At 38.7% G+C, this 8462-nt stretch carries 12 protein-coding genes; 7 read left to right on the top strand and 5 right to left on the bottom strand.

Annotated features, from left to right (window positions below; all coding sequences use genetic code 11):
• Positions 1 to 39: 39 nt before the first annotated feature.
• From AB1397_04420 to AB1397_04400, 5 genes are read right to left on the bottom strand one after another with little or no spacing between them, the layout of a single operon-like run.
• On the bottom strand, positions 40 to 1401 hold the full coding sequence (locus AB1397_04420; protein MEW6482228.1) for a hypothetical protein: 1362 nt from the start codon (positions 1399 to 1401) through the stop codon (positions 40 to 42).
• Positions 1382 to 1897, bottom strand: coding sequence for a FumA C-terminus/TtdB family hydratase beta subunit (locus tag AB1397_04415; GenBank protein ID MEW6482227.1), 516 nt, complete (start codon positions 1895 to 1897; stop codon positions 1382 to 1384). Before AB1397_04415 ends, AB1397_04420 begins: the two co-directional genes overlap by 20 nt.
• Positions 1894 to 2730 carry a fumarate hydratase gene (locus AB1397_04410; GenBank protein MEW6482226.1) on the bottom strand — a complete coding sequence of 279 codons (837 nt, stop codon included), beginning with the start codon at positions 2728 to 2730 and terminating at the stop codon, positions 1894 to 1896. Before AB1397_04410 ends, AB1397_04415 begins: the two co-directional genes overlap by 4 nt.
• Positions 2727 to 3128, bottom strand: coding sequence for a biopolymer transporter ExbD (locus tag AB1397_04405; protein MEW6482225.1), 402 nt, complete (start codon positions 3126 to 3128; stop codon positions 2727 to 2729). Before AB1397_04405 ends, AB1397_04410 begins: the two co-directional genes overlap by 4 nt.
• Positions 3129 to 3164: 36 nt before the next feature.
• The gene (locus AB1397_04400) at positions 3165 to 3809 is read right to left on the bottom strand and encodes a MotA/TolQ/ExbB proton channel family protein (protein MEW6482224.1); all 645 of its coding nucleotides are present in this window, start codon (positions 3807 to 3809) and stop codon (positions 3165 to 3167) included.
• Between the two features lie 137 nt (positions 3810 to 3946).
• Here AB1397_04400 and AB1397_04395 point away from each other — a divergent pair, with 137 nt between their 5' ends.
• From AB1397_04395 to AB1397_04365, 7 genes are all read left to right on the top strand, one after another.
• Complete coding sequence (locus AB1397_04395) at positions 3947 to 4219, top strand: HPr family phosphocarrier protein (protein MEW6482223.1); 273 nt, start codon at positions 3947 to 3949, stop codon at positions 4217 to 4219.
• Complete coding sequence (gene ptsP, locus AB1397_04390; protein MEW6482222.1) at positions 4209 to 5927, top strand: phosphoenolpyruvate--protein phosphotransferase; 1719 nt, start codon at positions 4209 to 4211, stop codon at positions 5925 to 5927. The genes AB1397_04395 and ptsP overlap by 11 nt, the downstream gene beginning before the upstream one ends.
• A complete protein-coding gene (locus tag AB1397_04385; protein ID MEW6482221.1) occupies positions 5912 to 6274 on the top strand; it encodes an Asp23/Gls24 family envelope stress response protein in 363 nt (120 codons plus the stop codon). Before ptsP ends, AB1397_04385 begins: the two co-directional genes overlap by 16 nt.
• Complete coding sequence (locus tag AB1397_04380) at positions 6271 to 6771, top strand: hypothetical protein (GenBank protein ID MEW6482220.1); 501 nt, start codon at positions 6271 to 6273, stop codon at positions 6769 to 6771. The genes AB1397_04385 and AB1397_04380 overlap by 4 nt, the downstream gene beginning before the upstream one ends.
• Positions 6768 to 6938, top strand: coding sequence for a DUF2273 domain-containing protein (locus AB1397_04375; GenBank protein MEW6482219.1), 171 nt, complete (start codon positions 6768 to 6770; stop codon positions 6936 to 6938). The genes AB1397_04380 and AB1397_04375 overlap by 4 nt, the downstream gene beginning before the upstream one ends.
• Positions 6935 to 7984 carry an MFS transporter gene (locus AB1397_04370; GenBank protein ID MEW6482218.1) on the top strand — a complete coding sequence of 350 codons (1050 nt, stop codon included), beginning with the start codon at positions 6935 to 6937 and terminating at the stop codon, positions 7982 to 7984. Before AB1397_04375 ends, AB1397_04370 begins: the two co-directional genes overlap by 4 nt.
• Positions 7981 to 8462, top strand: a 482-nt coding sequence (locus tag AB1397_04365) for a thiamine phosphate synthase (GenBank protein ID MEW6482217.1), incomplete at its 3' end; no start/stop codon positions are given. The genes AB1397_04370 and AB1397_04365, both read left to right, overlap by 4 nt.

Below are 8462 nucleotides of genomic sequence, written 5' to 3'. Positions count from 1 at the left end.
AAAACTTTGCAAGAAAAATTTTTCTCTATCCCCTAAACATTATTTCTTCTCCTCCCAATACGCTATTGCAACCTCATAGCTTTTACTCCCCTCAGCGATTATTCTTTCTTTCTCTTGTATTCCAGAAATTTTAAATGTCGCAAGAAAAGCCCCCTCTTTATCTGCCGTTGTCCCTCCAATATACCTTGGGCCTCCAAAGCTAAAAGAAACCCCCTCTCCCTCCATAAAACCTGCTCCCTTTATGGTCAATGTCCCTGCCTTCCTGTCCGCTTCAACTACTTCAATACAGGGCTTTATTTCAAGATTTCGCACCTCTGTAAACCCAGATTGCCCCTTTATGGTAAGTCTCTTTACCCCCTTTGGTTGGGTATCCACAAGAAAATCAAGCTCAAAGCTGCCATTTTCATCAGCAAGAAATTCTTCTCTTTGGGTTAATGTCCTTGTCCCTTCCCTTCTTTTTTCAAGGGTTATGGTTATTGTCTCATACTTTAAAAACCCATCCCCTTCAATCCTCATTGGTCTTAAAGGCTGTGCTGATTGGGGAAATTGCCTTATTCTTGGGGCTATATCAAAATTTGAAGAAGAAACCAAGCCTGAATACCCTCCCCTTACAGACACATCAACCAATCCTCCTTTACAAGAAGGCACATTTAAAGGAATTTCAAAGCTTCCGTAGTAATTTGTATAGCCAGTCATTAATGCTCGGTGTGTTCCAAAATCAATGATAATTGGCTCGCCTGGAGGAGGGCCTTCGGAAGGAAAAAAGCCTGTTCCCGAAATTGTAACAAGGCTTCCTATAATTCCCTTTCTTGGAACAACACTTAAAACTGGCTCCACAAAGAAATCCTTCTGATCATCCAAATAATGGTTATGACCTACGGCAAAAAGGGGTTGGGGGCCATAGGGCTGATGAGCAATGGTAAATGTGGCAGAAAATGTGCCAAGAGAAGAGGCTGTTCCCCAAGCCACAGCAGAATTTCTTCCCAAGCCTATTTGAATCCTCTCATTAGGGCTATAACCCTCTCCACTTATATTAACCTTTGTTCCCCTTGTTCCTTTCAATGGATAGGCCTTAATCTTTGGTTTTACCCAGAAAGAGGCTGTCTCTTTCTTTGTTTTTGAGCTTGCTGTGATTACCTTTTTTCCACCTGGCTGGAATTGAATAATAAAGCTTACTGAGAATGTTCCCTGCAAAGATGCCTTTAGCTTAAAGGTTTTCTTCTCAAAATTAAGGGTTATATCTTCCTTCCGCTTATAACCTTCTCCAGAGATTAACACCTTCTCCCCTATTCTTGACCAGAAAGGCTCAATGGTTAAACAATAACCATTACCAAATGCAAAATGCAAAATGCAAAATGCAAAATAATAGATAAATCTTAATTTAAAATATAGTTTCTCCATCAGAGCTAATTCCAACATAAAGTGGAAAATCCCTAACCTCCAACCTATGAATTGCCTCGCAACCAAGATCCGAATAGGCAACAATTTCGGCTTTCTCAATAAAATTTGTGTAATATGCCGCAGCTCCACCAATGGCAATAAAATATACCACTTGGTATTTTTTAATTGCATCGATAATCTCGCTTGATCTTGGGCCCTTTCCAATCATCCCGGCCAATCCAAGTGAGAGCAAAAGGGGTGTCCATTTATCCATCCTGGCTGATGTGGTTGGACCACAGGAACCAATGACCTCCCCTGGTTTTGTCGGCGATGGCCCAGTGTAATAAATAACCTGATTCTTAATCTCAAAAGGAAATTCCGCACTCCGCATTCCGCAATCCGCAATCCTTCTATGTGCTTCATCACGGGCGGTATAAATTGTCCCAGAAAGAAAAATTTTATCCCCTACTTTAAGCCTATAAAAAACCTCCCTTTCCTCTGGAATCTTTATTTTCATATCGTTATTCTTTTATACCGAGTGGCATAACACCCAAAATTTATTGCCAAAGGAAGGCTTCCGATATGACAGGAAGCTACTTCTATATTAACACAAAGGGCGGTAGTCATCCCTCCCAAACCACCTGGTCCAATTCCAAGATTGTTTATCTTAAAAAGGAGATTTTTCTCCATTTGGGCAATGGCTAGATTTTCATTAAACCTTCCTATGTCCCTTAAAACTGCCTTTTTTGAAAGAAGGCAGGCAATCTCCATATCCCCTCCAATTCCAATTCCAACCATAATGGGAGGGCAGACATAGGGGGCTTTTTCCTTTACATAGGAAACCACAATATCCTCTATTTTCTCCCTATCAGAGGGCTTAAGCATAAATAATCCTCCCTGATTTTCAGAGCCAGCTCCCTTTGCAAAAAGGGTTATTTGTAAGGATTCACCATCTATAAGATTTATATGGATAATGGCAGGTGTGTTATCGCCGGTGTTTTTTCTTTCAAAAGGGGAGGAAACAATAGATTGCCTAAGATAGCCCTCTTTATAGCCCCTTCCTACACCCTCCTGCACCGAAGAATTTATATCAAAATCAACCCTTAAATCCCTTCCAATATCAAGAAAAACAATAACAAACCCCGTATCTTGACAGATTGGCACACATTTTTCTTTTGCAATCCTTGCATTTTCAATGAGAATTGATAAAACCTCCCTTGGCCTTTCATCCCTTTCATTTTCCCTTGCTTTAATAAGGGCTTTAATCATAGAGAGAGGGAGGCTATAATTTACCTCCTTACAAAGCGAAGAAATAGTCTCAACGAATTTCTCCCTCTCTATCCTCCTCATTCTTCTTTCCCTGTAGCAATAGCAATCCTCTCTGCCCCTGCTTGCTTTGCTATGTCCATAACAGAGACGGCATCGCCAAGATATATAAAGCGATCACCCCTTATAATAACAAGCTTATCCTCTTTTTGTAAAAGCTTCTGCTCAAGGTATTCTTTCAAACCCCCTTTTTCAACCTTTACCTCATCAATAAACACATTCTTTTCTCTGTCAATCGTAATAACAATCGCCTCTGGATTTGGAACACCCATTATTGAGGAGGGAAGATTTACTTTTATCCCCTGATACATAAGGAAGGGCGTGGCAACCATAAAGATTATCAACAAAACCAAAAAAACATCGGTTAAGGGTGTAATATTTATCTCAGCAATAAACCTATCTTCTTCCGTAATATGTTGCATTTTTAATTCAATTTTTACCTCATTTTTGACTTTTCTTTACCATCCCCTTCTATCACCAATCATATCAATAAGCCTTAAGGAATAGAAACGAAGCTCATGAATAAGCTCTGATGTCTTTATCTGAAAGAAATTATAGAAAACAATGCCTATTACCGCAACCACAAGACCACCTGCTGTGGCAACCAATGCCTCAGAAATACCGGCTGCCACAACATTTATTCCCGATGAGCCAGATGTAGCAATGCTTGAAAATGCCCGCATTATCCCTATTACTGTGCCAAATAAACCAATGAATGGTGCGATGCTTCCAATTGTGGCAAGAACCCATATGTTTTTCCTGAAGCTTTTAAGCTCATAATCCTCGGCTGTTCTTATGGTGTCTAAAAATTCCTCCTTGCTCCTGTCGTGCTTAAGCAGACCTGCCTTGAATATTCTTCCCAGTGGACCTCCTGTAACCTCACATATGGTAATTGCCTCCATTATTCCACCCTTTAAAACTACCTCCTCTATCCTGAAGATAAACTCCTCAGCCTCTTGATTAAGCCTCCTTGTTTTAAAGCAAACACTTATCCACTTTTCTATGGCAATCCAAAGAAGGATAAAGGAACAAAGAAAGAGGGGCCACATCGCTATCCCTCCCCTTTTTATAAGCTCAAACAATGAAAGGTCTTGAAATTCCATTCTTAAAGTATATTTTTAAAATTATAGGATTGTCTACTATTTTTTTGTATATTAAATATGGCTTTTAAGTTTTACACATTCTACTTGATGTTAATAAGGTAGCTATGCTAAAATATATAAAGGTTTTTTAAAGGATTTTGATTGAAAGGGTTTTGTTGGTGAAAAATAAGGCGGGTATTCATGCAAGGCCGGCGGCTTTGATTACTCAAGTAGCAACAAAGTTTAAATGCGAGGTCTATATAAAAAAGGAAGAGATTGCAGGATGGATGAATGGAAAGAGCCTTCTTGGAATATTGTCATTAGAGGTATTTCAAGGGGATAGGGTAATTTTAAGATGTGAAGGCGAGGATGAAAGAGAGGCTATGAAAAGCATAGCAAGGCTATTTGGAAAGAGATTCAATGAAGATTAAAAGGTTTTGTGGGATTGGTGCATCCTCTGGGATTGTTAAAGGAAAAGCATATCTCTTTAGCCTTGGAAGGCAGATGCCTATAAAAAGGGAATTGCAAGAAAAAGAGCGAAAAGAAGAAAAGGCTATGTTAAGATATGCCCTAGAAAAGACAAAAGAGGAAATAGCAACCGTAATGGAGAAGATAAAAAATGATTTTGGGGCTAAGTTTTCCGAGATATTTAATGTTCACCTTGCCCTACTGGATGATCCAATGCTTATTCCAATTGCAGAGAGAAACATAAATAAAGGGGTAAATGCCTCTTATGCCTTCTCTGAGGCTGTCCGGATGGTTATTGATAATCTATCTTTGCATTCAGCTCAGGCAGGAAGAACCATTGAAATTCTTCATGATATCTCGGCAAAGATGTTTTATCATCTGGGTGAAAGGGATTATAAAAGGCTAGAGGATATAGCGGAAAAGGTTATTCTTGTGGCAAGAAATATCTCACCCTATGATACTGCCTCTATCCCAAAGGAAAAGATTGCAGGAATTCTATGTAGTATGGGAACACAGACATCACATGCGGCAATCCTCGCCAGGGCTTTAAGAATTCCTGCTGTTCTTGGGATTCCTGATATTGAGAATATTGTCTTGCAAGATGATATTATAATCCTTGATGGAAGAAAGGGGCTGGTTATAGTAAATCCAGGAAAGAGAGAGGATGAATTGTATCAAAGAAGGAAAAAGGAGGAGGAGCTTGAGGTCTATTTTAAGGAGGGTCTTGTTCATCTTCCACCAAAGACAAAAGACGGACACAGGATAAACCTCTCTGCAAACATTGAGCTGGCTGATGAGGTCCATCTTATAAGAAAAGAAAATGCTGATGGCATAGGTTTGTTCAGAACAGAATTTTTGTTTGTTGAAAGACTGGATATTCCAGACGAAGATGAACAAACAAGGGTCTATTCAGAGATAGGAGAGATTGCCTATCCACATTATGTTACCATAAGAACCCTTGATATTGGTGAGGATAAAATACCCTTGTTTTTAAAAGAAAAAGGCTCTTCCTCATTAAGGGCAATCAGGCTCTTATTAAAATATAAGGAGATATTTAAAACCCAGCTAAGGGCAATCCTAAAGGCAAATAAAAAAGGCAATATCAAGGTTATGTTTCCTATGGTCACTTGCGCTGATGAGCTAATTAAAGCAATCGCTCTTTTAAAAGAGGCGAAATGTGAGCTTAAAAAAGAGGGGGTGCTTTTCGAGGAGGATATAGAGATAGGGACAATGATTGAAACACCCTCTTCTGCTGTTGCTTGCGATACATTGGTAGATCTTGTAGATTTCTTTTCTATTGGCACAAATGATCTGATTCAATATACCCTTGTGGTTGATAGAACAAACCCTGATACAGCCTATCTTTACGAACCATTACATCCTTCAATTTTAAGGCTTATAAAAAATGTTATTGATGTTGGTCATAAAGCGGGGGTATGGGTTGCAATGTGTGGCGAAATGGCATCAGACCCTTTATATACACCCCTTCTTCTTGGGCTAGGAATTGATGAACTAAGCGTTAATTGGGATGTAATGGGAAGAATAAAAAAGGCAATAAGGGATGCAACAATGGATGAGGTAAAGCAAATAGCAGAAAAGGCACTTTCTTTGACAAAACCAGAGGATATAAGGAAATTTCTGAATAAGGAGGCAAAATGGAAAGAAAAATAGGCGAGGTAAAGGTAAGCAATGAGGCCATAGCATCAATTGCTGGTATTGCAGCATCAAAGGTTGATGGCGTGGTTGGTTTGAGTGGAGGCATCAGGGATGGAATTGTTAATATCTTAAACCTTGGACAGGTTACAAAAGGGGTAAGGGTAGAGGCTGGACAAGAGGAGGTTATTGTTGATATTTCAATAATTGCTAAGTTTGGCGTAAAGATTTTTGATGTCTCCTTTTCTGTCCAGGAGGCTGTAAAAAAGGCAATTCAAGAGATGACAGGCTTGAAGGTGGTTGAGGTGAATATCTTTGTTGAGGGTGTTGAAATAGTAGAAAAGGAGGAAAGAAGGTTGAGATGAGCATTATCTTTAGGATTTCTCTCTTTATTCTTATATTCTTTCTTATTGTTCTGGGCTGGCTTTTCGTCCTTCTTGGGTTCAATGTTCTTCCCATTGGTAGAATTTCTCCTTTTCTTGATTATAGAATTGCCATTTTTGGTTTTGTCCTATTTGGCATAAGCCTCCTTGTTTTATCCCTTGAAAAAAGGTTTTTTTCTTCTGATGATGGTATAGATATAGCTTCTGAAAATGGCTCTATTAGAATAACAAAAGCTGCCATAGAAGACTTGATAAAAGGGATAGAGATAAACGGAATTGATGAGCTGTCTTGCAAGGTTTCAATAAAAGACAAGATGGTGGATTTAAGGATATTCGCCACAGGATTTTCTTCTTCTATGAAGAGAATAGGGGATAGCATAAACAAAGAAATAGATAATCTAATGCAAGAAATAATGATAAAGGATTACAGAAAAATGGTCTATATAAATCATATAAAAAGAAGAAGGAGGTTAGGATGAGATTTCTTGAGCTAATAAAGGGATGGATAGAGAAAAACCCAAATGCTTTTTTGGGAGGTTTAATCGGGCTATTCTTTGGTCTTCTTATCATAAGCTTTGGCCCACTTAAGACAATAATCCTCCTTCTTTCCTGCCTCATTGGCTTTCTTATTGGAAAAAGGCTTTGAGAACAAATATCATCCAATTCTTGACCTATTCGGGATTAATGTCCTCCTCTGTTTTTATTCCCCTGCTTGCCAAAGAGCTAAACGCCTCCCTTTTCTTTATTGGATTGGTAATTGCCACTTTTAATGGCTTAGCATTTGTAAGCTTTTCCCTCTTTGGTTTTCTTTCTGATCGGTTTGAAAGAAGAATATTTCTTTTTCTGGGGCTTCTTTTTTCCTCAATTATGATCTTTTGTCATATCTTTATAAAGAATCCAAGCTCCTTGCTCTTTATAAGGGCTATCACGGGTCTTGTTTGGGGGATGTATCCTGCGGCTTTATCGGTCTATGGATTTTACCACAGGAATGGAATGATGGGAAGGTTCGTAGGATATGGCTCGCTTGGCTGGGCATTTGGAAGTATATTAGCAGGTTTTATTCAAAGCTATAAGGCTATATTTCTTTTAAGTAGCTCTTTATTTTTTATGGGATTCCTTATTGCAAGGGGGGAAAAGAGGAATTTTTCCCAAGAGAAAATAGAGGGGAAGGCATTTTTTGATGTTTTAAAAAGAAATATGGGGATATATCTTCCCTATTTCTTAAGAAGCCTTTCTGCCGCATCTATCTGGGCAATCTTCCCCCTTTTTCTTGTATCCCTTGGTGCAAGCAAGTTTTGGGTTGGAATTGCCTATTTTTTAAATACATTCTCCCAATTTTTCATTACACCATTGGTTGAGAGCCATAGAAATACCATTCTTATAAAAACAGGGCTTCTTGCATCCGCATTTGTCTTTCTGGGATATGGCATTTCTCCTTCCTTCTTCTATATCCTTCCCATCCAGATTTTACTTGCTTTTTCCTATGCTACATTGCAAGTCGGCTCTCTTCAGGAACTCCTTTCCAAAAATAGGGAGCAATCAACCGTAAGTGGAATTCTTTATTCCCTGGTCTGTCTTGCCTCTGTGATTGGTCCAATCTTGAGTGGCTTAATCCTTTCCCATTATGACTTTAAAATTCTTATGTATCTTTCAGGAATTGTTTGCCTTTTTTCCCTTTTGCTTTCAAAATGAATATAAGAATTATTGATGCCAATCTGAATAGGGTAAGGGAGGGCTTAAGGGTTATAGAGGATATTGCAAGGTTTATTTTAGAAGATAAGGAAATTACAGAGAAAATAAAAGAGATAAGGCATAGGATTGCCTTGATTTCTCTGCCTTTACCCCTTCTTCTTAAAGAAAGGGATGTTGAAGGTGATATTGGAACAAGGATAGATGATTACAACAAGGACAATTGGCGGGAGGTTTTAGAAGCAAACATAAAAAGAACAGAGGAGGGTTTAAGGGTTCTTGAGGAGTTCTTGGGAGGGGATTTTAGAAAGATAAGGTATAGCGTCTATGCAATAGAAAAGGCTTTGTTTAAGCCAAGGATAAAGGGTTTATATTTAATCATTGATACAGGGTTATGCAATGCTATAGAGGTAGCAGAAAAGGCAATTGAATCTTCTGTTAAAATAATCCAATTAAGGGATAAAGGGGGTGAGATCAGGGA

The organism is bacterium, from assembly GCA_040756715.1.
GTDB lineage: Bacteria > UBA9089 > UBA9088 > UBA9088 > UBA9088 > JBFLYE01.
The sequence above is the reverse complement of the archived record's forward strand: the minus strand, read 5'-3'. Positions and strand labels throughout refer to the sequence as shown.

Coding starts and splice junctions, on each gene's coding strand:
- AB1397_04415 (MEW6482227.1), bottom strand. CDS start 1,897: ATGAAAATAAAGATTCCAGAGGAAAGGGAGGTTTTTTATAGGCTTAAA.
- AB1397_04375 (MEW6482219.1), top strand. CDS start 6,768: ATGAGATTTCTTGAGCTAATAAAGGGATGGATAGAGAAAAACCCAAAT.
- AB1397_04380 (MEW6482220.1), top strand. CDS start 6,271: ATGAGCATTATCTTTAGGATTTCTCTCTTTATTCTTATATTCTTTCTT.
- AB1397_04385 (MEW6482221.1), top strand. CDS start 5,912: ATGGAAAGAAAAATAGGCGAGGTAAAGGTAAGCAATGAGGCCATAGCA.
- AB1397_04400 (MEW6482224.1), bottom strand. CDS start 3,809: ATGGAATTTCAAGACCTTTCATTGTTTGAGCTTATAAAAAGGGGAGGG.
- ptsP (MEW6482222.1), top strand. CDS start 4,209: ATGAAGATTAAAAGGTTTTGTGGGATTGGTGCATCCTCTGGGATTGTT.
- AB1397_04405 (MEW6482225.1), bottom strand. CDS start 3,128: ATGCAACATATTACGGAAGAAGATAGGTTTATTGCTGAGATAAATATT.
- AB1397_04410 (MEW6482226.1), bottom strand. CDS start 2,730: ATGAGGAGGATAGAGAGGGAGAAATTCGTTGAGACTATTTCTTCGCTT.
- AB1397_04420 (MEW6482228.1), bottom strand. CDS start 1,401: ATGGAGAAACTATATTTTAAATTAAGATTTATCTATTATTTTGCATTT.